The sequence below is a fragment of the Xenorhabdus vietnamensis genome (assembly GCF_002127535.1).
GTDB lineage: Bacteria > Pseudomonadota > Gammaproteobacteria > Enterobacterales > Enterobacteriaceae > Xenorhabdus > Xenorhabdus vietnamensis.
In genome coordinates, this window is sequence record NZ_MUBJ01000005.1 from 19,142 (window position 1) to 44,126 (window position 24,985).

18 protein-coding genes and 1 pseudogene are annotated in these 24,985 nt (G+C 40.6%); 13 read left to right on the forward strand and 6 right to left on the reverse strand.

The annotated features are described in order from the left end of the window. Positions 1-793: 793 nt before the first annotated feature. From Xvie_RS06320 to rpoS, 5 genes are all read left to right on the forward strand, one after another. Positions 794-2,041, forward strand: a complete 1,248-nt coding sequence (locus Xvie_RS06320; protein ID WP_086108496.1) for an amino acid permease — start codon at positions 794-796, stop codon at positions 2,039-2,041. A gap of 477 nt (positions 2,042-2,518) precedes the next feature. After that, positions 2,519-3,283, forward strand: coding sequence for a 5'/3'-nucleotidase SurE (gene surE, locus Xvie_RS06325; RefSeq protein WP_086108497.1), 765 nt, complete (start codon positions 2,519-2,521; stop codon positions 3,281-3,283). After that, the gene (locus Xvie_RS06330; RefSeq protein WP_086108498.1) at positions 3,277-3,903 is read left to right on the forward strand and encodes a protein-L-isoaspartate(D-aspartate) O-methyltransferase; all 627 of its coding nucleotides are present in this window, start codon (positions 3,277-3,279) and stop codon (positions 3,901-3,903) included. Before surE ends, Xvie_RS06330 begins: the two co-directional genes overlap by 7 nt. 151 nt (positions 3,904-4,054) lie before the next feature. Further along, complete coding sequence (nlpD, locus tag Xvie_RS06335; RefSeq protein ID WP_086108499.1) at positions 4,055-5,125, forward strand: murein hydrolase activator NlpD; 1,071 nt, start codon at positions 4,055-4,057, stop codon at positions 5,123-5,125. A 53-nt stretch (positions 5,126-5,178) separates the two neighbouring features. Continuing rightward, positions 5,179-6,174, forward strand: a complete 996-nt coding sequence (gene rpoS, locus Xvie_RS06340) for an RNA polymerase sigma factor RpoS (protein ID WP_086108500.1) — start codon at positions 5,179-5,181, stop codon at positions 6,172-6,174. Between the two features lie 214 nt (positions 6,175-6,388). Here rpoS and miaE read toward each other — a convergent pair whose 3' ends face one another. The 3 genes from miaE to Xvie_RS06355 form a co-directional block, all read right to left on the reverse strand. Continuing rightward, positions 6,389-7,153 carry a tRNA isopentenyl-2-thiomethyl-A-37 hydroxylase MiaE gene (gene miaE / locus Xvie_RS06345; protein WP_086108645.1) on the reverse strand — a complete coding sequence of 255 codons (765 nt, stop codon included), beginning with the start codon at positions 7,151-7,153 and terminating at the stop codon, positions 6,389-6,391. Between the two features lie 62 nt (positions 7,154-7,215). Continuing rightward, positions 7,216-9,777, reverse strand: coding sequence for a DNA mismatch repair protein MutS (gene mutS / locus Xvie_RS06350; protein WP_086108646.1), 2,562 nt, complete (start codon positions 9,775-9,777; stop codon positions 7,216-7,218). Between the two features lie 473 nt (positions 9,778-10,250). Beyond that, entirely contained in the window at positions 10,251-10,856 is a 606-nt protein-coding gene (locus tag Xvie_RS06355; RefSeq protein WP_086108501.1) for a plasmid pRiA4b ORF-3 family protein, read from the reverse strand. Positions 10,857-11,053: 197 nt separating this feature from the next. Between Xvie_RS06355 and map the strand changes: the two genes are divergently transcribed. The 5 genes from map to yjiA all read left to right on the forward strand — a co-directional run bounded on the left by map (position 11,054) and on the right by yjiA (position 17,699). Further along, positions 11,054-11,863: a type I methionyl aminopeptidase gene (gene map / locus Xvie_RS06360; RefSeq protein ID WP_086108502.1), complete on the forward strand. Its 810-nt coding sequence runs from the start codon at positions 11,054-11,056 to the stop codon at positions 11,861-11,863. 332 nt (positions 11,864-12,195) lie between these two features. Then, entirely contained in the window at positions 12,196-13,809 is a 1,614-nt protein-coding gene (locus Xvie_RS06365; protein WP_086108503.1) for a phosphoethanolamine transferase, read from the forward strand. Positions 13,810-14,146: 337 nt separating this feature from the next. Further along, positions 14,147-16,300 carry a carbon starvation CstA family protein gene (locus tag Xvie_RS06370; RefSeq protein ID WP_086108504.1) on the forward strand — a complete coding sequence of 718 codons (2,154 nt, stop codon included), beginning with the start codon at positions 14,147-14,149 and terminating at the stop codon, positions 16,298-16,300. 166 nt (positions 16,301-16,466) lie between these two features. Further along, complete coding sequence (locus tag Xvie_RS06375; RefSeq protein WP_047962587.1) at positions 16,467-16,670, forward strand: YbdD/YjiX family protein; 204 nt, start codon at positions 16,467-16,469, stop codon at positions 16,668-16,670. Positions 16,671-16,727: 57 nt separating this feature from the next. Continuing rightward, complete coding sequence (gene yjiA / locus Xvie_RS06380) at positions 16,728-17,699, forward strand: GTPase (protein ID WP_086108505.1); 972 nt, start codon at positions 16,728-16,730, stop codon at positions 17,697-17,699. Positions 17,700-18,043: 344 nt separating this feature from the next. On the opposite strand, the pseudogene Xvie_RS06385 reads toward yjiA, so the two are convergent. From Xvie_RS06385 to Xvie_RS06395, 3 genes and pseudogenes are all read right to left on the reverse strand, one after another. Next, positions 18,044-18,613, reverse strand: a pseudogene (locus tag Xvie_RS06385) (tyrosine-type DNA invertase); the annotation flags it as partial. A gap of 828 nt (positions 18,614-19,441) precedes the next feature. Continuing rightward, positions 19,442-20,770: an L-cysteine desulfidase family protein gene (locus tag Xvie_RS06390; RefSeq protein ID WP_086108507.1), complete on the reverse strand. Its 1,329-nt coding sequence runs from the start codon at positions 20,768-20,770 to the stop codon at positions 19,442-19,444. A 167-nt stretch (positions 20,771-20,937) separates the two neighbouring features. Further along, on the reverse strand, positions 20,938-22,287 hold the full coding sequence (locus Xvie_RS06395; protein ID WP_086108508.1) for an SLC5/6 family protein: 1,350 nt from the start codon (positions 22,285-22,287) through the stop codon (positions 20,938-20,940). A 912-nt stretch (positions 22,288-23,199) separates the two neighbouring features. Between Xvie_RS06395 and Xvie_RS06405 the strand changes: the two genes are divergently transcribed. The 3 genes from Xvie_RS06405 to Xvie_RS06415 are packed head-to-tail and all read left to right on the forward strand — an operon-like array spanning position 23,200 to position 24,936. Beyond that, complete coding sequence (locus Xvie_RS06405) at positions 23,200-23,871, forward strand: CsgG/HfaB family protein (RefSeq protein ID WP_086108510.1); 672 nt, start codon at positions 23,200-23,202, stop codon at positions 23,869-23,871. Positions 23,872-23,920: 49 nt separating this feature from the next. Beyond that, a complete protein-coding gene (locus Xvie_RS06410) occupies positions 23,921-24,277 on the forward strand; it encodes a DUF4810 domain-containing protein (protein ID WP_086108511.1) in 357 nt (118 codons plus the stop codon). Continuing rightward, a complete protein-coding gene (locus Xvie_RS06415; protein ID WP_086108512.1) occupies positions 24,277-24,936 on the forward strand; it encodes a DUF799 domain-containing protein in 660 nt (219 codons plus the stop codon). The genes Xvie_RS06410 and Xvie_RS06415 overlap by 1 nt, the downstream gene beginning before the upstream one ends. Positions 24,937-24,985 lie beyond the last annotated feature (49 nt).

A 24,985-nucleotide genomic window follows, 5' to 3' on the forward strand; every position in this document is an offset into this window, starting at 1 on the left:
ATAATGCAGAAGGCGCGCTTAGTGGGGTTTGAAGCCTTAATCTATTCACGTTTCCACCTTCGCAGACGGCGGGGAGCAGCCATACTGTCACCTGATGTTTTCTGTCCGCATCAATGATGCTATTCGCAGTGACTCTGAACAGTATTTCCGACTTTATAACCCCAAAAAGCCCGAACACAGGGGCTGTCAGAAAGCCTATTCTGGGCTGGTCATTGAAACCTGTAAAGCACGTCTGATGCAGCTTCGTGAGAACTGGCAGAATACCTGCAACCAGCACTTGAACGTGCACAGCGCCCGGAATGCATCGCGGAAGAAATCCAGAAAGCGACAAAAGCACTGATCGTCATCGGCAGTCAGAATTGCGATGAAGAGCTACGGCAACTCAGAGAAAGCACTCAACGATTGAATGACGCGGCAACGCAATACTTTCATGCACTGGAGAATGACAGCCGGACAGACTTGCTGCATAAACAGTCTCGGGAGATGGTGGCAGCATTGTAGAGCCTGAAAATAACCCTTTCAGACTCTCGCCATGCAGAGCAGCCTTGATAAGCTCAATGAAATGTTTGGCAAAAAATGACCACAATGGCAGGAGATAGTAGAAGCATCTTTTGATGCACTGGATAAAAGACTCAAGGCAGCTTGTGACAGACTGGAAAAGTTAACAACTGATTGTAGCATGGCTTGCAGTTGGTGTGGTGGCGGTGGTTGTCACACTGTTTTTCCTAAAAAGATTTATCTTTATCCTGGTTTAGGAAAACATGAAAAACTATAAACTTAGTAGGAGACGTACTTGAAGACGGAACAAAAATGGGTTCATGAATACAATATTTGGTTTTATGCACTATTCGGAACGGCAGTAGGCGCAGGAACCCTATTTCTCCCTATACAATTAGGACTATCCGGACCACTTGCTATGTTGGTTATGCTATTGATAGCATTCCCATTTACCTATTACCCTCACTTAGGTCTTGCACGTTATATCATTACCAGCGATTCCCATTCCCCCACATTACTCAGTGCAACCAAACAATATTATGGGGTCAGGATAGCTCGTATCATCAACTTTTTTTACGCACTAACTTTCCTGCTTATTATTTTTGTTTATGCAATATCTATCACCAATTCCGTTAACATTTTGTTGCAGCAATTTTGGCAGATTCAGCTTCCACGAACACTGATAGCGTTTATGGTAGTTCTAGGGTTACACCTAATTTTCTTATTGGGTAAAAAAATCACACTGAAATTCATGGGCGTGTTAATTCTTCCACTCATTCTTTACTTGCTGACATTATCTGTGACGCTTGTATTTCAATGGGATAGTGGAAACATTAAACATCTAATCAGCAATGTTCATATTGATCTGGATTCAGTGAGAGCACTTTGGTTACTAATGCCAGTTATGGTATTCTCTTTCAGCCACACCCCAATCATGTCTACTTTTTCTAACCACTGTAAGCAAACCTATACAACAGATGCGGAACACCACATTAAACAGATTGTGAAACCCACTTATGCGCTAATTTGCATAGTCATTTTGTTCTTTGTATTTAGTTGTGTTTTAACGTTATCACCTCAGGAAATACAGGCAGCCAAAGACAACAATATTACCATTCTCAGCGCGATCGCGCAGAAAGAAGGCTTGTATTGGATAGCAATAACAGCAACCCCTGTTGCTATCATTGCTATGACAAAATCATTCTTAGGAACTTATTTTGGGGCATTGGAGGGAGTCAAAGGATTAGTCGGAGCATTGGAGAGTAAAATTTTCCATCATAAAGAAAATAAAGTACGCGATAAGTTGATCGGCATGGCTATCGTTTTTTTCCTTACTTTAATGATTACTATTTGGAATCCGAATACTCTGAACGTTATCGCAGGCATCACTGGACCTATGATTGCGCTTATTTTGTTTATTTTACCGTCTCTATCAACTTACTTGGTTGAGCCACTACGACCCTATCGTTCTTTTTCTAATTTGATGGTTCTACTAGTCGGTCTTGGTAGTTTTGGCATTGCTGTTTTTAGCCTTTTTAGCTGACAGTCATTCTCAATGGGGTTTCTGAAAATAATCGAATCCCCATGCTTTCATTATGACCCCCCCTGAGAACTGAAAAATCTGGGATTCTGGTGCATACACTCTATAGAACGTATTCAGCTTCTCCCGGATGCTGAAATTTCAGACATCTATGATAATGCAATGATTAAAAGCAAGTGAACTTTTCGAGGGAATGGTTTTTATCTTATACCCGCATATCCCGCATATCGTATAGATATATTAAATAACATAGTTTATTTATTGAGCCTCTTGAAAAAAAGTGGAGTTGCTTGCTGGCATTTATATGACCTGAATGCAAAGCACTCTACAAAACTGTCAACGTCATGCTAAGATCAAACAATTTTCTAATAGCCTGAATATTGTCCAATCATAGGTTACACCAAACAAGATAGGGCAATATGCAGCGTAGGTTACAGTATAAATTCATGTTATTTTTAATTAAATCAATGAGATATATTAATGTTGCGGATATTGCTGAGTAACGATGATGGTGTCACTGCGCCGGGTATCCAAACCTTAGCGGCTACATTGCGAAAACACTATCATGTTCAGGTGGTTGCACCTGACCGTAACCGTAGTGGTGCGTCGAATGCCTTAACGTTAGATCGTCCTTTGCGTATCAACACATTAAAAAATGGTGATATTTCCGTTCAGGAAGGTACACCGACGGATTGTGTCTATTTGGGTGTGAATAATCTGGTTCGTCCTCTTCCTGACATTGTGGTTTCCGGTATCAACTGTGGCCCTAACCTTGGTGATGACATTATTTACTCTGGTACGGTCGCAGCTGCTATGGAAGGGCGCCATTTAGGGTTACCCGCACTGGCGATATCACTTAATGGCGATATACATTATGAGACGGCGGCAGAAGTGACTGTGCGCTTATTGACTTTGTTGCAAAAATCTCCATTGAGAGCGGGCAATATTCTGAATATTAATGTACCTGATATCCCCATTGAACAAATCAAGGGGTTTCGGGTAACGCGATGCGGTAGCCGCAGTGCGGCTGAACAAGTTTATGCCTTGGAAGATCCCAAAGGCAATATGCTTTACTGGATAGGCCCTCCGGGAGAAAAGAGTGATTTTGGGCCTGAAACAGATTTTGCTGCGGTAGAAGAAGGATTTGTTTCCATTACTCCCTTGCAAATAGATTTAACGGCCTATAAAGCCCAGGACCTGATAAGTGATTGGTTGGCAAAAGTCGGGGATATTGGGGAATGTTAAACCGAACAATGAAAAATCTGCTGGCGCAATTGCGTCAGCAAGGAATTCACAATGAGAACTTGTTGGAGGTTATTGCCAAAGTACCTCGGGAATGTTTTGTCGATGAAGCCCTTGCTCATAAGGCATATGAAAATACCGCATTACCCATTGGTCATGGTCAAACCATATCCCAACCTTATATTGTTGCCCGCATGACAGAGTTACTGAATCTAACCCCTGAATCTGATGTATTGGAAATTGGCACAGGATCAGGTTATCAAACAGCGATACTTGCCCATTTAGCCAGACATGTTTTCTCCGTGGAGCGGATTAAAGGATTGCAGTGGCAGGCTAAGCGCAGATTAAAGCAACTCGATCTCCACAATATCTCAACCCGCCATGGTGATGGCTGGGATGGATGGCCATCAAAAGGGCCGTTTGATGCCATAATTGTTACGGCCGCACCACCAGAAATTCCACAGGCGCTGCTCAACCAACTTGCCGATGGAGGAGTGATGGTTTTGCCTGTCGGTGAATGTACTCAGTTATTAAAAGTGGTACATCGTTATGGGAATGATTTTCATGGCGACGTTATCGAACCCGTCCGTTTTGTACCCCTAATTCAAGGCGAGCTAGCATAGTCAGCTGATTTATTTGATATATAGTTTCAAATTAGCTGTTATTTTTTCTGAATTTAAGCAAAATGTCTCGCTTTAAATCTTTTGTAATTCTAAATTTCTTTATAAATCATAATCATTTACGCTTATATTTGCCTTTATAGGGGAATAAGGTATGAATCTAGAGAGCCCAGTGAAAAAAATAAAGTGGATAATAGCCAGCACCGTTATGGGAGTCGTACTGGCAGGTTGTAGCAATACGCCAAATCGCCCAGCCCCGATAGTGAATATCGATAATAAGGAGAAAGACGGAGGATTATTCTCCAAACCGTCATCAGTTTCGACGCCAGTGCCATCTTATCCTCCTTTAATCTCAACGAATCGCATATCAGATAATCATGCTGTCAAAAACCGCCAGCCAGTGAATAATTCTACTAATAGTAGTTCTTCTCAAGGGAGAATTATCTATAACCGTAACTACGGGAATATCCCCAAAGGAAGCTATAACGGGAGTACTTATACTGTTAAACATGGGGATACCTTGTTTTATATAGCTTGGATTACAGGTGATGATTTTCGTGATATAGCGCACAAGAATAATATTTTAGAGCCTTATAGCTTAAATGTTGGTCAAGTCCTGAGAATGGGTAATGCAACCTCCAAAAATGGTGTATTAATAGCATCAAATAGTACCCAATCTAAAATTAAGCAGGTTGATTTTCAAAAAATTAATGCGTATCCTGCAAATATTGATAGACCAAGGTCAGAAAAAATGTTGCCAAGAGCAACTGTTTCTGTTAGCGACGATGCATCACCGAAAGTATCTACAGCAACAGATACGGGAATAAATAGCGCTATTAATGGTATTGATACGGTTAATAGTTGGAGATGGCCGGCAGAAGGAAAAGTTCTTGAAGGTTTCTCTGATTCTCAAGGAGGGAATAAAGGCATTGATATTGCGGGGAGTCGTGGTCAACCCGTATTTGCAACAGCCGGTGGGAAAGTGGTTTATGTCGGAAATGCATTACGTGGATATGGAAATCTATTAATTATAAAACATAACGATGACTACCTAAGTGCCTATGCGCACAACGACACAATGTTGGTTCGTGAGCAGCAGGATGTCCAAGCGGGGCAAAAGATTGCCACTATGGGTAGTACCGGAACAAATTCAGTAAGATTGCATTTTGAAATTCGCTATAAGGGAAAATCCGTAAATCCGCTGCGTTATCTTCAGCAGCGATAAACCGGGGCAGGATCTGAAATTCCTGCCCGCATTATCACGGGTAGGAGCAGCTGATGAGCCAAAGTACGCTTAAAGTTAATGAGTTGTATGATGATGCGGACTTAGACAAAAATAGCATGGAAGCTGATGACTTTGATGAAGCGTTGCTGAGAGATGAGGATGATGTAACTGGTCTTGATGAAGATCTGGGATTATTGCAAGGGATAAACCAACGTGTTCTTGATGCGACACAACTTTATCTAGGAGAGATTGGTTTCTCACCTTTGCTAACAGCAGAGGAAGAGGTTCTTTTCGCCAGACGTGCATTGCGGGGAGATATTGCTGCACGCCAACGCATGATTGAAAGTAATTTGCGGTTAGTTGTAAAAATATCCCGCCGATACAGCAATCGTGGATTGGCACTGCTAGATCTGATTGAAGAAGGTAACCTTGGGCTTATTCGTGCGGTGGAAAAATTTGATCCTGAAAGAGGTTTTCGTTTTTCTACTTATGCAACATGGTGGATTCGTCAAACAATTGAACGAGCCATCATGAATCAAACTCGCACAATTCGTCTGCCTATTCACATAGTCAAAGAGTTGAATGTCTATTTACGTACTGCAAGAGAGCTGGCACACAAATTGGATCATGAACCTAGTATCGAAGAAATTGCGGAAAAACTGGATAAACCCATTGAAGACGTGAGCCGTATGATGCGGCTTAACGAACGCATTACTTCTGTTGATACACCAATTAGTGGTGATTCAGATAAAGCATTATTGGATGTTTTATCTGATGAAAATGACTCAGGGCCAGAAACAACCATTCAAGATGATGATATGAAACAAAGCATTGTGAAATGGTTGTTTGAACTAAATGCAAAACAGCGCGAAGTATTGGCCCGTCGTTTCGGTTTACTTGGATACGAAGCTGAAACATTAGAAGATGTTGGGCGAGAAATTGGATTAACAAGGGAGAGAGTTCGCCAGATTCAGGTTGAGGGATTGCGTCGTCTTAGAGACATATTGCATACCCAAGGCTTGAATATAGAATCATTATTTCATACTTAATTCTTCATACCTGAGAAATTAAAATTGCAACATAGTGGAAAATAAACGAATTTCCAGAACATCACTGGATGTATGGGATGAGTGAAAATAATTCACGAAGTAGCAATTAAAAAGATAAAGTATATTATCTCGTACCCTAAGGTGGGCTTATTTAGCCCACCTTTTATTCACTTATTTATATTTTCATTACTACTGAGTATTTTATTAATCAATTTCAGGTAATGGGAATGCCGCTATGAAATTTGAAATCATAATCGGGTGCTTGAATAAGTTCCGCTTCAATCTGACCAAAATAATTCACCCTTGCAGTAATATCTTCTTTGGATATCGATTGAGCCAGTGTCAAATAATCTTGATAATGGCGAGCTTCTGAGCGGAGAAGAGAAATATAAAACTTACCTAAATCCTCATCCAGATGGGGAGCCAGTTTTGCGAAACGTTCACATGAACGCGCTTCAATATAGGCACCAATAATCAACTTATCGACTAATGTATAAGGCTCATGATTGGTAATATGCTGAAATAGAGATTTAGCATAGCGGCTGGCGCTGATACTATCGTAGCTTATTTCTCTGGCATCCATAATTTCCAATACTTGATAAAAATGATGCAACTCTTCTTTAATCAATAACACCATTTTATCAATGAGATCCTGACTATAAAGTGATTTTGCCCTAGCAATAATTTGCTTGGTGACCTGGTTTTTTCCTTTCAACGAATGGATGTCGCCAATTTTTTTATAGGCAAAATCTTCGTAGGGCTGAAACCAAGCCAGCAGCGTATCCGCACTCTCAGGATCAACCGCATATTTACGAATTAAGAACATGGCACTTTGTGCCGCTTTCAATTCACATAGCAGATGATCACGCAACAAAATCGGCAAACTTTCGGGTTGCCGAGCTTTTTCTACCCATTGGTCAGGAGTTACACACTGTAAAAATTGATAAATGGGTGCTAGCAGATTGCTATCAAACTTCATTGCTGCACCGTTCATCGTAGTTTCATCTGTTGCGATTCCATTCGTTGATATTTCATTCATTGTTAAACCATGTCTTTCAGACGATAAATCCATTCCAATGCCTGACGTGGTGTCAAGGTATCTGGATTAAGGTTTTCCAATGCTTCAACTGCCGGAGATGTTTCTTCTGTCAGCAAGGTTAATTGCGGTGTATCGACATGGCTTGCTGCCGCATTATTGGAGTGTGATTCTAACTCCTTCAACTTTTGACGGGCACGTTTAATCACTTCGCGCGGGACACCAGCCAACGAGGCGACAGCCAGCCCATAACTCTTGCTTGCTGCTCCTTCCTGCACATTGTGCATGAAAGCAATGGTATCGCCATGCTCGACAGCATCAAGGTGAATATTGACAACGCCTTCCAGTTTTTCTGGCAGTGTTGTCAGTTCGAAATAGTGAGTGGCGAACAATGTCATTGCTTTTATGCGGTTGGCTAAATTTTCCGCACAAGCCCACGCAAGTGATAAACCATCATAAGTTGATGTACCACGGCCGATCTCATCCATCAAAACCAGACTATATTCGGTCGCGTTATGCAAAATATTGGCAGTTTCCGTCATTTCCACCATAAAGGTAGAACGCCCTGATGCCAGATCATCAGATGCCCCGACACGAGTAAAGATGCGATCGACAGGACCAATAACTGCTTTTTCGGCAGGAACAAAGCTTCCAATATATGCCAGCAATGTAATCAAGGCTGCCTGACGCATATAGGTGCTTTTCCCCCCCATATTCGGCCCTGTGACAATCAGCAAACGGCGTTGTGATGAGAGTGTCAATGGGTTAGAAATAAACGGTTCACTCAATACTTGTTCGACAACCGGATGCCGACCGCCAGTGATCTGAATACCGACTTTATCCATCAGTGTCGGACAAGTGTAATTCAGGGTTTCAGCACGTTCAGCAAGGTTTGCCAGTACATCCAGTTCTGACAGCGCTTCGGCACAAGTCTGCAAATCGGCCAGATGAGGCAACAACAAATCGAACAGCTCTTCGTACAAGGCTTTTTCGATGGCAAGAGCCTTGCCTTTGGAGGTCAGTACCTTGTCTTCATATTCTTTTAATTCAGGAATGATATAGCGTTCTGCATTTTTCAGCGTTTGACGGCGAACATAATGGATTGGTACTAAATGGCTTTGTCCACGACTGACCTGAATATAGTAACCATGCACCGCATTGAACCCTACTTTCAGGGTATCAATACCGAGTTTTTCACGTTCGCGGATCTCCAGTTTATCCAGATAATCGCTGGCTCCATCGGCCAACGCTCGCCACTCATCCAGTTCGGCATTATAACCCGTGGCAATTACACCACCGTCACGCACCAAAACAGGAGGTGTTTCGACAACCGCATTCTCCAAGAGTGTCTGCAATTCCTCAAAATGTCCCACACGCTGCTGTAGCGCCAGAATATAAGGGGAATCAGAGGATGTCATGATCTGGTGAATATCGGGTAATTGCTGGAAAGCATGGCGCATTCTGGCCAGATCACGGGGACGGGCAGAACGGAGAGCTAGACGGCCAAGCACACGCTCTAAATCACCGACCTGACGCAAAAACGGCTGCAATTCATAACCAATTTCCTGTAACGCGGAAATGGCTTGCTGACGGTTTTCCAACACATCTTTATTGCGGATTGGCGTATGTAGCCAGCGTTTCAGCATACGACTGCCCATTGGTGTCACACACTGATCGAGAACTGAAGCCAATGTATTCTCAATACCGCCGGATAAGTTTTGCGTCAATTCCAGATTACGGCGGGTGGCGGCATCCATAATGACGGTTTCCTGCTGACGTTCCATCGTAAGGCTGCGGATATGGGGCAGGGCAGTGCGTTGAGTATCTTTGACATATTGCAGCAAACAGCCAGCTGCACGAAGGGCGAGCATCGCCTTTTCCACACCGAAGCCAATTAGGTCACGTGTGCCAAATTGCAAATTAAGTTGCTGTCTTGCCGTGTCCAGCTCAAATTCCCACATTGGGCGCCGACGCAGGCCATGACAACGTTCAATCAATGCCATATGGTCAAATGTTTCAGGATAGAGCAGTTCCGCAGGACGAGTTCGTTGCAATTCTGCGGCAATGGTATCTTCATCGGCCATTTCGGAAACGCGGAAACGACCAGAAGTGATATCCAATGTGGCGTAACCAAAACCCTGGATATCATGCCAGATAGCAGCCAGCAGATTATCCTGACGCTCCTGTAGCAAAGCCTCATCTGTCACTGTACCGGGGGTTACAATACGTACAACTTTGCGTTCAACAGGGCCTTTACTGGTTGCAGGGTCGCCAACTTGTTCGCAGATCGCCGCAGATTCACCGAGTTGTACCAGTTTTGCCAGATAGTTTTCGATTGCGTGATAAGGAACGCCCGCCATGGGAATAGGTTGACCAGCCGATTGTCCGCGTTTGGTTAGTGAAATATCCAGTAACTTTGAGGCTTTTTTGGCATCGTCAAAGAACAACTCATAAAAGTCTCCCATCCGATAAAGCAGCAGGATATCCGGGTGCTGCGCTTTCAATCGCAGATACTGCTGCATCATGGGAGTATGGTTATCTAAATCCTTTGCTGGAGATTCTTTCATATTGACTTGATTCAATTCTATTATTCCTGTTGTCTCAGTTGGGCTATCGACGCTCAGTCAACCCATCTAAAATGACAAAACCTAAATATAATCAGCTAAGGATGGAACGCTAACAAACCTCATCCTGGGCGAAAACGCTATCTTATCACTGATAATCTGTGTGATTCACCTGTGGATTTGATTAGGAAGATTTTGTCGCTAGGTTAGCAGGAATACTCGCAGGAATGTATCAGATTTTTGTATAATTCAGCAGGATTGCGAAGCGGCTCGATTAAATCCCTACCATCATGACATTATGCTTTAATGAAAGATGATATACGTTCCATGAGTAAAATTGCTTATGAATAAATACGCTCACTGGCTGCATTGAGCAAAGAAAAGAGGCTATTGGTGGGTTGAATAATCAAAAGAATGGGCCATGTATTTTATAATTACTTGTTTTCAAATTATTAAATACATGACCAACAGAATAGTCATTCGAATAGTGGTAAATAACGATCCCTTGACCAACGATAATATAAAGCCAGTCTATTATTCACTTCTTCCATATTGAATTTTTCAGGGGAAAAAATTTTATCGGGGGAAACATCAGATTTGCCACTAATCCATTTAAATGTTTCGAGATAATCTTCATGGCTTGGATCGTTGATAATATTGATCAGATCAATATAGCCATATGCACCACCAGAATCTTCTGGAGGACAGGCTTGCTGACCATCAAGACAGAAAATAGGCATAGGAAGTTCGTCACGGGAATAGTTACTGTTTTCAAGAACAATTTCATGTTCCCAGCAGTCACCGAAATCGTAAATGTAAACGAATTTATTGCCTTTCCTTTTGATTAATGAATTAAGCCTAACTTTTCCTTCTTCTTTACCATCTTCAGGTTCTTCTGGCGTTTCAGTAAAGCATTTAACACCAAAAATAAACTCATGTAAGTGGCAATCATGCCAGCCCATCACTGTTTGTATCACATCGTGTAATCGATCCAATGAAATACTGGATGGAACAACAAAACGACGCCATATACTAGGTTCAGCTTCGATAAGTGTAATTTTCAGCAAATAGAACTTTTCCATTTATCATCCTTTTGAATTGATGAGTTGCAAGAAAAATAGAACGTTTTTTGTTCGCTAAATTATTAGTATGAAGGTGTTTACATTGGAATACGAACTTTTTTAGACAAATTTGAGATAAACATTGGCTTGAGTTGTTAACGAATGTAAGTGCATTATTAAAAAGGAACCTACATAAATAGAATTAAGAGAAAAACAATATGACAAGAAACAAAGGCATACTGATAAAAGATATAGATGAAATAAAGAAGATGGAAATAGCTGGTCGCTTGACTGGCCAAGTGCTTGAGGCTGTTCGTCAGATTATCGTGCCAGGTATTTCGACCCTTGAAATTGATTCATTTTGCCATGATTACGTTATCAATATCCTTGATGCGATACCGGGCAGTTTAGGGCAATATGGTTTTCCTTATACGGTCAATACATCAGTAAATCACGTTGTTTGTCATGGTTGGCCTTCAGAAAAGAGGCTGAAAAACGGAGATATCGTTAATGTGGATGTCACCGTCAAAAAAGAGGGATATTACGGCGACAGCAGTATTACATTTTGTGTCGGTGATGTGTCATCTCATGCCAAGCGTTTGGTCAATGTGACTCAAGAATGTCTATATAAAGCGATTAAGATCGTCAAGCCGGGGATTACTTTGGGGGATATTGGTCATACGATACAGCAGCATGCTGAAGCAAATAATTACACTGTAGTGCGTGAATATTGTGGCCATGGTATTGGTCGCAACATGCATGAGGAACCGCAAGTTTTGCATTACGGTAAGGCGGGAGAAGGTATTATCTTGGAGGAGGGGATGACTTTCACGATTGAGCCTATGATCAACCAAGGCAAAAAGGACGTTAAGCTGCATAAAGATGGCTGGACAGTAACGACTAAAGATCGTCGGTTATCGGCTCAGTTTGAGCATACTATTCTGGTAACCCGTGATGGTTTTCATGTACTGACTTTACGGGATGAAGAACGTGAGGATTTTGAACGCTACTTGTCAACCAGTCAATAATTCACTATTTATTGCATGATAAAGTTGTGTGATAACTAAACCTGATGCTGTGGTATTGGGTTTTGTTATTAAGTAGATTTTTTATCGTACAAAATCGGGAATAGTGAACAAAATGTTTTGCAAAAAGAAAAAATTTTCTTTGTGAAATCAATCGGCTTATTAATTTATGAAATCAGGTAGACTTAGGTTTTTCCTCAAGTTTAGATAAAATAGTATGTCGGATTTTTGAACAAAATCTGTAGGTAGAGTTTTGTCCAAACACTATGGATTTAACACAATGGATTTACTTAAACAGAAATTTAGCTACGGCTATTTGAAATGACAGGGTGATTATGTCTTTTTTTTATAAAAACAAGAAATTATCTTGTTTTGCTGTTCTTTTTTTTCTTATTTTTATGGTACATAAATGTTTGGGATATCAATTAAAACTGATATATGTCTTCAGTGCTTTTGCATTCTTTTTGTTTTTAGCTGCAACAAGTAAGCGAGTATATATCTTCTCAATCACTTTTTTTTCTTTAGTTGGAATACTCTATACCCCAATAGGACTCAATTACGGTTATCCGGATGTCAATGCGGTAGGATCATTAATCTATACAAATAGAAATGAAACGGTTGAATATATTAGCGGGCTTTCTATCTCAACTTATTTAACAGCCATAGCTATTTTTGTTCTGATGATATTTGCATTTAAGCTAAATGTTACTATATCAGGTAAAAGTAAAAAATGGTTATTTACCCTGTTCTTCATCTCGACTTTTTGGTCTCCGGCCAAAGGATATATAAAATCGGGTTTTGAAGATTATTCGGAACTTTTGAATATCAGTTTACCTGAGGTTCGCTTCTTCACTGATGCTTATCGAAGCTACAAGAAAGTCATGTCGGAAAATAATCGGTTTGCCAGGATTATTCAATACAGGGATGTCTGGCAGCCAGTGGTGAAAGATGAAAAATATGACACGTATATAATGGTGATTGGTGAAAGTGTCCGAAAAGATTTTATGGATGCCTATGGGTTTCCTGATAAAAATACCCCTTGGTTGGACAACACGAATGCTACAGTGTTAACCAACTATATTTCTGCGGCACCATCAACCCAGTTATCTCTGACTAACTCTCTGGCGGTTCGTGAAGCAAATGAAATTCAACTGAATAACAGTATTGTTTCACTGGCGAAAAAAGCGGGATTTAAAACTTATTGGTTGTCCAATCAGGGAATGAAAGGTGGTTTCGATTCTCCCGTAGCGCTGATTGGACAGCAGGCCAATCATTATACTTTTCTAAAAGAAGGCAATTCAGATGATCGCAGTTATATGCCGGATGATAATTTATTGCCTTATATTCGTAAGGCGTTAGTTAAGGATGAACAGAAGAAGTTGATTATTATTCATTTAATGGGTTCACATCCACAACCTTGCGCCAGAACTGATGAGAAGTACAACACCTATTTTCATTCCAAGAATATTTCATGTTATCTCCAGAGTATCCATAATACGGATAGTCTGCTGGCTGATATTGAAAATATTGCCAATAAAAATCAATTGCACTGGACAATGCTCTATTTTGCGGATCATGGTTTGTCATTTGTGAATAAGAGTACAGATAATGAGAATCTGACCCACAACGATGATAATCAGCAAAACTATCAAGTTCCTTTTATTATTACCGGTTACGACTATTTTACAAAAAACGCTTCTACAAAAGATTCTTCCATCAAAAATACAGACACGAAAAAAGCAGGCAAAAATATAATAGATGCTCCCCGCAGTGGTTTGAATCTATTACCTATGCTATCCACATGGCTTGGAATTGAGGAGCCTCGCTTGGTATCCAAATGTGATTGGTTTTCTAACCAAAGATGTCAGAACCAGCATACAGTGATTTCATTTACTAACGAATATAAAGACTTTAATCAACTGAAGGATGATGCCATTAACTTCAACTGATAAATATACCTTTGTATTTCCAGTTGTAGCTTTGTGGATGGTATTGCAATTGTGAAACACTCTTGGATAAGTGATTGATATCACAAAAATTGATTCATGATTTATGTGTGTAGACCATTGATTGGGGGATTTTGACCGCTTAATGTAGTATTCAACCGCTGACCTAGATCTTCTCAGTCTGATCAGAAAGAGTTGTATATCATAGTGCAGTGTGGCGAGGAGTACATACTTTTATATGGAGATCACTTCTTTCCGGCCATAGATGGTCGGTTTATGGAGAAGAGAGTAAAAATTAAATAATAGCTTGCTGTTCGTCTTACTGTGAAAAGGAAGTTTTATGAACAATAATAAATTTTTAAAGCATATCCCTTGGATGATAGTGGGGATAATTGGCGCATTCTGCCTTGGAGTTGTTGCGCTTCGTCGGGGAGAACACGTTAGCGCTTTGTGGATCATCGTCGCTTCCGTAGCGGTTTATTTGGTTGCTTATCGGTATTACAGCCTTTATATCGCCACTAAGGTGATGAAGCTGGACGCCACGCGAGCAACGCCAGCGGTCGTCAATAATGATGGCCTGAATTATGTTCCTACCAACAAAAATGTCCTGTTTGGTCACCATTTTGCGGCTATTGCTGGAGCAGGCCCGTTGGTAGGGCCTGTGTTGGCAGCACAGGTTGGTTATCTGCCGGGAACATTGTGGTTATTGGCTGGGGTTGTGCTTGCCGGGGCGGTGCAAGACTTTATGGTGCTATTTATCTCTTCGCGCCGCAATGGAGCATCATTGGGTGAGATCGTCAAAGAAGAAATGGGGCGCGTGCCAGGTACGATAGCCCTGTTTGGTTGCTTCTTAATCATGATCATCATTCTGGCGGTATTAGCCTTAATCGTCGTGAAAGCATTGGCGGAAAGCCCGTGGGGCGTATTTACTGTTTGCTCAACGGTGCCCATTGCGCTTTTCATGGGGATCTATATGCGATATATCCGTCCGGGTCGTGTGGGTGAAGTTTCCGTGATTGGTATTCTCATGCTGATTGCTGCCATTTGGTTTGGTGGTGTTGTCGCAGCAGACCCTTACTGGGGACCAGCGTTGACTTTCAAAGATACCACCATCACTTATGCGCTGATCGGTTATGCCTTTATCTCTGCATTATTGCCAGTCTGGCTTATTTTGGCTCCGCGTGACTATCTGGCAACTTTCCTGAAAATTGGGGTAATTGTTGGTCTTGCGATTGGGATTGTCATCCTGAACCCTGAGCTGAAAATGCCAGCCGTCACACAGTATATTGATGGCACAGGGCCGGTTTGGAAAGGAACGTTGTTCCCATTTTTGTTCATTACTATTGCTTGTGGTGCGGTATCTGGTTTCCATGCCCTGATTTCTTCAGGAACGACGCCTAAACTGCTGGCGAATGAAAAAGATGCGCGTTTCATTGGTTATGGTGCGATGTTGATGGAATCGTTTGTTGCAATCATGGCACTGGTTGCTGCATCCATCATTGAGCCGGGCTTGTATTTTGCTATGAATACCCCTCCGGCAGCGTTGGGCATTACTATGCCTGACTTACATAATTTGGGTACTGCCGAAGCGCCGATGATTATGGCTTCTTTGCAAGAAGTGACGACCCATGCGGCAGCAACAGTAAGCTCTTGGGGTTTTGTTATTTCGCCGGATCAAATTCTGCAAACAGCAAAAGATATTGGTGAACCATCCGTCTTAAATCGTGCAGGGGGAGCACCAACTTTAGCGGTGGGTATTGCCCACGTATTCCATCAGATCATACCCGCGGCAGATATGGGCTTCTGGTATCACTTCGGCATTTTGTTTGAAGCTCTGTTCATCTTGACTGCGCTGGACGCAGGTACACGCTCTGGCCGTTTCATGTTGCAGGATCTTTTGGGTAATTTTGTTCCATTCCTGAAAAAAACAGACTCCCTGATTGCGGGCATTATTGGTACAGCAGGTTGTGTAGGCTTATGGGGTTATTTGCTGTATCAAGGCGTGGTTGATCCACTGGGCGGCGTCAAGAGCCTGTGGCCGCTGTTTGGTATCTCTAACCAGATGCTGGCCGCTGTTGCGTTGGTATTAGGTACGGTTGTACTAATCAAAATGAAACGCACTCAATATATTTGGGTAACGGTTATTCCTGCGGTTTGGTTGTTGATTTGTACTACATGGGCGCTGGGGCTTAAATTATTCAGTGACAACCCACGGCTTGAAGGCTTTTTTTTCCTTGCGAAAGAGTATAAGCAGCGGATTGCAGAAGGTGGTGCAGAATTGACTGCTGAGCAAATCAGCAATATGAACCATATTGTTGTGAATAACTACACCAATGCAGGTTTAAGTATTCTGTTCCTAGTGGTGGTGTATAGCATCATTATCTATGGCATCAAAACGGCGATAAAAGCAAGCAAAAATCCGGAGCGTACCGATAATGAAACGCCTTATGTTCCGGTTCCAGAAGGTGGGGTGAAAGTATCTTCTACGCACTGATTTGATACTTAAACTGATACTATCTAAATCAGTCTGTATCAGTAATAACTATACTCAATGAGTTTATGATGCAGCTAACTAACAAAGTTGCTACCAGGAAAACAATGGGTATATACCCCACATAATACAAAGTCGATTATGTGGGGTATTTTTTGGAGAACAATTTATGTTTGGTAATCTTGGTCGGGCTGGAAAATATCTGGGGCAGGCTGCCCGTATGTTGGTGGGAGTTCCTGACTATGACACATATGTACAGCACATGAAGGAAAACCACCCAGATAAACCTTATATGACTTATGAAGAATTTTTTCGCGAACGCCAGAATGCTCGTTATGGTGGCGATGGAAAAGGCGGTATGCGCTGTTGTTAGAAAAGCGGCTAAATCAGTAGAAATTTTTTAGTAATCAATGAGCATTGGGAAATGAAAATGCAACCAATATCAGTCACTATCCTGACCGGTTTTTTGGGATCAGGTAAAACGACGCTGCTGCGTCATATCCTTAATGCCGATCACGGTTACAAAATAGCTGTTATCGAAAATGAATTTGGTGAAGTCCCCATTGATAATAAATTGATTGGTGATCGAGCAACTCAGATTAAAACATTAAGCAATGGATGTATCTGCTGTAGTCGTTCTAATGATCTGGAAGATGCATTATTGGACTTGCTGGATAGCATGGATAAAGGGAAGATCTACTTTGACCGGCTGATTATTGAGTGTACAGGTATGGCTGATCCCGGCCCGATTACACAGACTTTCTTTTCCCATGAGATTTTGTGCCAGCGTTTTTTACTTGATGGCATTATCACGCTGGTGGATGCTGTTCATGCAGAACAACAGTTAGATCGCTTTTCCATTGCACAGGCACAAGTGGGATATGCAGACAGAGTTATTTTAACAAAAACAGATGTTGCTCCAGTTAATGATGCCTTAGTTGAACGTTTGCAACGAATTAATGCCAGAGCACCTATTCATAAAGTCATTCAAGGCAAAGCAGATTTGGGCTTACTGTTCGATATCGAAGGTTTCATATTGAATGGCAAACTGACGGTTTCGACTCCTGTATTTCGATTTGCGCCAAAACAACAAAATACAATCCAGTCTATTGTCGTCAACTTATCGTGTTCTGTTGAACTATCAGAAGTTTCGAACCTAATGGAAGAACTATTGCTGAGTTTCGCGGATAACCTTCTGCGCTACAAAGGAATTCTTGCTATTAAAGAAGAACCACGGCGGTTGCTGTTTCAGGGAGTTCAGCGTCTGTACAGTGCGGACTGGGACAGGGAATGGCTTGATGATGAAGCACGTGAAAGTGTGCTGGTTTTTATTGGTATAGAGCTGCCAGAACAAAGAATTCGTGAAAAATTCGCTGAATTGCTCGAAGAAAGATGGCCTTAAGAATGATGATCTAAGTAATCATATTCTGTGGGATTTAATTGTTTGTTTTTTATTCTTTACTGAGCAGTGAAATTATTTATATAAATTCGCTGCTCATTATCATTAGAAATTTACTTTATCTATTTACTTATTATACTTAAGCTTTGATAAAGTATCCTCGGCGTGTTAACAAATATAAAACAAAATCCATTTACAAATTGAGTTAATCACACATATAAAATGGTAATTTATTTTATATGATGATGGAATTGTTTATCTTACCTACTGGTAATCTCCCTGATTAATTTATGGAGATTATTGTGACAACAGGCCATGTTAGTGAAAATAGCAGAAAAATAACACGGTTATTTAGAGGGAGACTCCCAAATATTGGAGAAGCGTTTCACATTACTGGCAGTATAAATTACGGTATGTGAAATATTACGGTGTCCGAGATAATCTTGAATCAAACGAGTATCACGGCCAAGATCGGCTAATGCATAACCACAGGCGTGTCTTAACATGTGTGGATGTGGAGAAACACTGACCGATGCCTGCTTCCCATAATATTTCAATAATCCGTAAACTTGTTGCCGTGAAACAGGGCCGGATTTTTGGGAAAGGAATACCCACGGCGCCTCGTCAGCTTCTTTCCAGTTTTCACGGATTTCCAGCCATTGTTTCAATGCTACAATTTCCTCTGGAACTAAAGGATGTATGGTTGAAAGTCCGCCCTTTAACCGTCTGATGTGAATGATCGATGAATGTAAATCGAGATCAGATAGACGTAGATTACATAGTTCACTTACCCTAAATCCGTGAATAAAACACATTAATAGCATGCAGTAATTCCGTTCTGCGTGGCGTCCTTGTTTTGTTGCTGCCAAAATTGCGTCTATTTCGTATCGGGTTAAAAATTTACGTTGCTTCATGAAATTATCATTCCTATGGAATCAGAGAGATTAATTGTGAATCGCAAGTTATTTAAGCCAATCGAATACAATAAACCGTTAGTATTTTTTGGATGCGATTGGAAAAATATCAAATTTATTTAATTGGAATGCTGCAAATAGGAAAAACTTTCTTCTTTTATTCGTCTTATTTTTAATGGAAATACTAATTGAAAACTTATAGATATGTGCTATGTGGCTCTGATACATAGAATGAGGCAATCATAAATAGAACTCCATATATAAAAACAGCTTTATTGAACTTTGCAACTAATCGTGCGGCTTGGTTTGTTTTCTGGTTTTTTATTCTTTAAAAAATCCTTTTAGTTGTTTTTACTATCTATATTTACTGCATTTAGTGAAAAAAGTAAATGATTTGTCTAAGCTGTTTGCATAATATCTTGCGCATTAAGGCGTATGATCCTGATTGGCATACTTATGAAGTAACACTTAAAATAACGGAGTTTAATTTTTTAAATAGTAATTTTTCTGGTTAAATAAATTTATTTTGTATTTTTATTTAATGTATTTGGAGTAAAATTCTAATTTGGTGAGTTGATTTAGTTCTATGAAGGGGAGTGAATTTAGTTCACTGGGTTATAATTTCAGATGTTTTTTTCTTGATGTTTGAATTTAAGAAATTAATCGTTTTTTAATCAGTTTGTGTAATTTAATTAAATAAATATTTCCTATGATTAATTAAATATCTTTCCATCATTAAAATGATTATTTAATGAGTGAATTATTATGGAATATGATTTCATTAAGGCCAAAAAAAACTACAAAAGAAATATTTTGGCCTTATCTACTTATTTAGGCAAATTTGGCTTTGTGCGCCATAATCTCAATGATTTGTATATCAGTTTGCTGCATGGCGTGGCGAGCAAGTGAACACAGATTGGCTATGGACTGATCTACATCACTTGAAACGATGCCATCACTGCCGCTGACACAGCTGTTGTCCAGCGCCATTAATACTGCTTTATACGCTGCGCTGGCACTGGTGGATACTTTCATGGCACAACTATTGGAAGCACCGTCACAAATCATGCCACTGATATCACCTATCATGCTGCAAATTGCCATAGCAACGGGTTGATATTGTTGTTCAATCAGCCATGCAATACCGGCAGCCGCCCCCATTGACGCAGTTGTTGCAGCACAAAGAGCAGAAAGTGTTGGCAATTTATTGTGAATATAAATCGCCATCAGATGTGACAGCATTAACGCCCGTGCCAATTGTTCTTCATTACATCCCAAGTGTTCTGCCACGACAACGACGGGCATCGTTGCTGCGATCCCTTGATTACCTGAACCTGAATTACTCATGGCAGGTAAAACAGCGCCCCCCATGCGGGCATCTGACGCAGCAGTAGTCCGGATCATAATATCGGAAAGTAAGTCCCGCGCCAGTAACCCCCGGTCACGCTGACGTTGTAGGGTCATACCGATGTGCAATCCATATTGAGTCGATAAACCTGCTTGGGACAGGGCGTCATTTAAGCGCGCGGCTTCCAATATAAAATGGATATCGTCATAAGGAACTTTCGTCGCAAATTCATAAACCTGAAAGGCTGTAGCGTGCTCAAGGCAATATTCAGCTTCATCATTGGCATGACAAATTTCTGTATCGTTGGATTGAGCCTGTTTATCGAATATGGCCTGACCGTTATACATAATCTTCACAATTTGGGTGTGATTGCCAGCGATAATGACTGTTGCTGATTCCTCTTGATAAAATACCGTGGCTTCAGAATACAAAACATCATCACATGGTTGTTGGATACTGACAGTGACAGCGCCTTGCTGTAATAAGGCCTTACTTTGGGCTATATCTGTGGATGTCACCCGTTGCAGAACTTCCAAACCCGCACTGGGATCTCCACCTAATGCGCCAAGTGCAGCAGCAATCGGCAATCCAACCATTCCCGTACCTGGTACAGTGACACCCATACCATTTTTCATCAAATTCGGTGAAACTCGCGCACTGATGCGTTGAACAGGGCCGGATAGATAAGATGCCGCAGTGGCGGCAGCTAAAGCCAGTGAAATTGGCTCAGTACATCCTATGGCTGGTTTAACTTCCTTTTTGACTACACGGATAAACGTATCCCACAACCTTGTGTTTTGTTTCTGACTCATATAAGCAAACCTTAATAACAAAACTGATCGTAATTAACCTTCTCAGGCATTGAACTTCTTAAACATAGATCTTAATAATTATTAATATTATTAATTATTTTATTTTGTAACTGTTCCCATCTTCTTAAATACAGACCTATTTAACCTTGGGCTTCAGATACACATCTTTAGGATACACTGATAATTCCTGTGTCGGAGAAGGCAAGGAAAGGGGAAATGCATAATAAGATCCCGGTAAAAATGATCAAAATGAACGATATTCCTTTGTAATGATGCAGACTGGGAACTTTGTAGACCAGATAGGCAGGAATGAGGCAGCCAACGATGCCAAATATTGGGCTACAGATAGATGTAAAGCTCAATACTGGCGCATTTAGGATAATGGCACTCCATGCCAATAAAATGGCGAAAACCATGATGCCTTTTTGCACCCACTTTTCATTGATTTTTTCGATAGGTATCAACCGGCCAAGAACATTCATGACAATTCCTTGGCTGGCTTCACGAAATCCGAGGTAAACACCAAAAAAAGCAGTCAACACGGCAAAAATATTGAGCATGATGCTGACGGTAATCACCCAACCACCGGGAAATAACTGTGCAACAATTGCCAGTGCTGAAATATTTTGTTTATGGGCTTCGACTGCTGCAGTGTGTTTCATTGCCAGTGTAAAAGAGATGACATAGAAAAATACCGTAAAAAACAGGACGCCAAAGGCAATATTCATGGTTCTCAGTGCCTTATGGCGAGCAACTTCACGATTTTGCTCCCGATTGCGGTAAGAAATCACCATTGGGCTGAGTGTTTGGATAAACAGAATAGACGTGAGCGTAAAAGGTAATGTGACAATAGCTTTTTCGATCAAAAAACCGAAGGGAGGAAATGCCCCGATATTGTAAATATGCCACATACCGATCATGGAAATTCCCAAGGCCGCGACAACAAATAACTTTGTCATGACCATCAGGCTGGATACTTTGAACAGCAGCTGTTCACCACGGGAAGAAATAGCGACCAGTATACAAATTAGCACCAACCCATAAAGTGGGTTTTTTGACATTAATTCATCGGTGATTTTAAATGTTTGCAGGTAAGAAGCGCTGTCATTGGTTATGGCGGTGGAATAAACAAACATCCAGATCACCAGCATAATGAAATAGAGTATGCCTAACAGGATGCCCCAGTTTTTACCAAGATAGCCACTGATGACACTGGGATAATCCTTGCATTCTGGTGATTCTGCCAGAGTGTTGATGAAGAGTCGCTGGAAAAGATACATGGCGGGGTAGCCAATAATGGAAGATAGCAGGAAAACCCACAATCCCGTCAATCCAACCTGAACGGGCAAGAAAACAATCCCGGCTCCGATTGCCATGCCTATACTCATAATGACCCAGCCAGTATCGGTATGGTTGAATTTTATTGCTTTTTTCCATTCTGCTTCTGTCATGTTGGCACGTTTGGCTGATGGAGATAAGTATGGTGTGACGTCATTGTTTTTTGTTGCTGTTTTCATAATAGCTCTTGCTTACATCTTTAGTGCTGTAATATCAAATAACCATTCTTTTAGTAAGAAAATTATCGTGTGTTGATAGTAAATGATTTCAAGGAGAAAAAATTTCCCTAAATATTCCATCTATTACAGTTTTTGAGAGAACAATTTCTTCATGAAAGAAAAAATTGCTATTTATTGTTTTCAATGGGAAATCACAAAGGAAACTGTGCAAAAAAGAAAATTGATGTCTTTTATCTTGTTGATGGATAAAGATATTTTTCCTCCATGCAAAGGTGTTGTGAGTATTCAGTATTAAATCCTTTTTAGTGTTAATATTATGATGTAGTTAAGAATATTAATCTAGATTTTTTTGCTGGTGAGATAGTGCGATGTATATCTTTATCTCGGCTTTTCGGTTGGAAATGAAGATAAATCAATAAATGCTGAATAGGCCCTCTTTTTACTATGGTTTTTGTTGTTAGCAGTTAGTCTTAACTCTTAAGAGCCTAGAATGAGTATTTATATATTTTGTTTTATTTTAATATCTATGGATTATGTTTTGGTTGAAATGAATTTTCTCAGGAAATTATTGCCAATAAATCAGATTGATTTTATTTTTATTAATATGATCTACACTCTTATCGAATCTATTTTATTTATAGATGATAAAGAAGAAATTTCACAATATTTTCTCCTTTTATTTTTAATTAGTGTAAGAGATTGAAATTAAACTATTAGTTAATCACTCAATAAACTAATTTTTAACTTATTAAAAATCAGACCATTGCTTTGTTTTTATCAGGGTTTACTTGTTAATTAAATGGACTTTTACTATAATAATATTTATTATTCTCTTTCTTTTTATGTTAGTAGTATTCGCTGTATAAAAAATCGAACAGATTTATTTGAACATTCATTAAGGAAGACATAATAATGAAAAGCAAACTCACATTAACCGCACTTTGCTTAGGTTCTCTTATGCTGGCTGGTTGCGCAACGGAATCTTCATCAACACTTCCAGTGCAAAAAGTCACTTCTTATAAGACAACTTATGCCGGTATCCGTAGCCCGATTGCAGTGGGCAAATTCGAAAACCGCTCAAGCTACCAGAATGGTATTTTCTCTGATGGCATTGACCGTTTAGGAAACCAATCAAAAACTATTCTTGTCACTCATTTACAACAAACCGGTCGTTTTAACGTATTGGAACGTACTAATTTGGCCGAGTTGAAAGCGGAAGCGGGTTTACAGGGCAAAGCGCAGAAATTGAAAGGGGCTAACTACATTATTACGGGTTCTGTAACTGAGTTTGGTCGCAAAGAAGTGGGTGATCACCAATTATGGGGCATTTTGGGACGCGGTAAATCACAAGTTGCTTATGCAAAAGTGATGCTGAATGTTGTGAATGTTGAAACCTCTGAAGTTATTTTCTCTTCAGCAGGAGCAGGGGAATATAAACTTTCCAGCCGTGAAGTCATTGGATTTGGTGGCACTTCCAGCTACGACTCGACTCTGAATGGAAAAGTATTGGATTTGGCGATCCGAGAAGCAATTAATGATCTGGTAGCCGGTGTTGATAATGGTGCATGGAAGCTGGTTAATTAATCATTTTTTTAAAAATTAATTGGTGAGATATTTTAGGGAAAATTTTTGTATGTTTTTGATGAAAAAGACGGGGATGCTGTTGGGGGTTCTATTATTGGCTGGATGTGTAAAAGCCCCTAAGACCATATACGAGTGGGGTGATTATCAATCAACTCTGTACCAATATTACCAGCAGGATAAAACGGGACCACAGGAACAGCTTCAAGCATTGCAAAAAGTTATCGAGCTAGCCAAGGCCAAAGATAAACCTGTTCCACCCGGTTTGCATGCGCAAATAGGATTGCTTTATAGCAAAATTGGCAATATTGAGGATGCCTTCCAGCAGTTTGAGATAGAAAAAAAACTATTTCCTGAGTCTGCGCCTTACATGGATTTTCTATTAAGCAAGAATAAGGGAGTGAAATAATGAACCGTTTTCTGGCGGCGATTGGTATTTTATTTTTGCTGGTACTGACAGGGTGTGCCAACCATAAACCGTATGATTATTCAGCACTGAGAGAAAGTAAACCTAAATCCATTTTGGTTTTGCCTGCCGTAAATAAATCAGTGGAGGTGCAGGCTTCTGGCAGTTTGTTGTCTCAAGTGACTTATCCGTTGGCAGAATCTGGCTATTATGTTTATCCCATTGCGGCGGTTGAAGAAACATTCCGCCAAAATGGAGTAACAGAAGCGCAGGATATCCACAATATCAGCTACAAAAAATTGCATGATATCTTTGGCGCAGATTCCGCTCTTTACCTGAATATCACGCAATACGGTACACAATACCAAATTATTAACAGTGATACCCGCGTCAGCGCGACAGCCCGTTTGGTGGATTTGCGCACGGGTAAACAATTGTGGAGTGGTTTCGCAACGGCGTCTTCCACAGAAAATGATAATTACTCCAGTGGTGGTTTGATCGGCATGCTAGTATCAGCAGCCATCTCCCAGATCGCAAATACGGTTACGGACAGAGGCCATGATATTGCAGGCATTACCAGTAATCGTTTGTTAAATGCGGGTGGATATGGTCGCTTGCTGTATGGTCCTCGTTCAGAGTTCTATGGCAAAGAAAAGTTATAAGAAAAAATTATAAGATATAATTGAAATAAAAATGCCGCAGGGTGATCCG

What these genes read in the sequence shown, in the direction of transcription:
- surE (WP_086108497.1), top strand. Translation starts at nt 2,519, where the DNA reads ATGTTGCGGATATTGCTGAGTAACGATGATGGTGTCACTGCGCCGGGT.
- Xvie_RS06330 (WP_086108498.1), top strand. Translation starts at nt 3,277, where the DNA reads ATGTTAAACCGAACAATGAAAAATCTGCTGGCGCAATTGCGTCAGCAA.
- nlpD (WP_086108499.1), top strand. Translation starts at nt 4,055, where the DNA reads ATGAATCTAGAGAGCCCAGTGAAAAAAATAAAGTGGATAATAGCCAGC.
- rpoS (WP_086108500.1), top strand. Translation starts at nt 5,179, where the DNA reads ATGAGCCAAAGTACGCTTAAAGTTAATGAGTTGTATGATGATGCGGAC.
- miaE (WP_086108645.1), bottom strand. Translation starts at nt 7,153, where the DNA reads ATGAAGTTTGATAGCAATCTGCTAGCACCCATTTATCAATTTTTACAG.
- mutS (WP_086108646.1), bottom strand. Translation starts at nt 9,777, where the DNA reads ATGAAAGAATCTCCAGCAAAGGATTTAGATAACCATACTCCCATGATG.
- Xvie_RS06355 (WP_086108501.1), bottom strand. Translation starts at nt 10,856, where the DNA reads ATGGAAAAGTTCTATTTGCTGAAAATTACACTTATCGAAGCTGAACCT.
- map (WP_086108502.1), top strand. Translation starts at nt 11,054, where the DNA reads ATGACAAGAAACAAAGGCATACTGATAAAAGATATAGATGAAATAAAG.
- Xvie_RS06365 (WP_086108503.1), top strand. Translation starts at nt 12,196, where the DNA reads ATGTCTTTTTTTTATAAAAACAAGAAATTATCTTGTTTTGCTGTTCTT.
- Xvie_RS06370 (WP_086108504.1), top strand. Translation starts at nt 14,147, where the DNA reads ATGAACAATAATAAATTTTTAAAGCATATCCCTTGGATGATAGTGGGG.
- Xvie_RS06375 (WP_047962587.1), top strand. Translation starts at nt 16,467, where the DNA reads ATGTTTGGTAATCTTGGTCGGGCTGGAAAATATCTGGGGCAGGCTGCC.
- yjiA (WP_086108505.1), top strand. Translation starts at nt 16,728, where the DNA reads ATGCAACCAATATCAGTCACTATCCTGACCGGTTTTTTGGGATCAGGT.
- Xvie_RS06390 (WP_086108507.1), bottom strand. Translation starts at nt 20,770, where the DNA reads ATGAGTCAGAAACAAAACACAAGGTTGTGGGATACGTTTATCCGTGTA.
- Xvie_RS06395 (WP_086108508.1), bottom strand. Translation starts at nt 22,287, where the DNA reads ATGAAAACAGCAACAAAAAACAATGACGTCACACCATACTTATCTCCA.
- Xvie_RS06405 (WP_086108510.1), top strand. Translation starts at nt 23,200, where the DNA reads ATGAAAAGCAAACTCACATTAACCGCACTTTGCTTAGGTTCTCTTATG.
- Xvie_RS06410 (WP_086108511.1), top strand. Translation starts at nt 23,921, where the DNA reads ATGTTTTTGATGAAAAAGACGGGGATGCTGTTGGGGGTTCTATTATTG.
- Xvie_RS06415 (WP_086108512.1), top strand. Translation starts at nt 24,277, where the DNA reads ATGAACCGTTTTCTGGCGGCGATTGGTATTTTATTTTTGCTGGTACTG.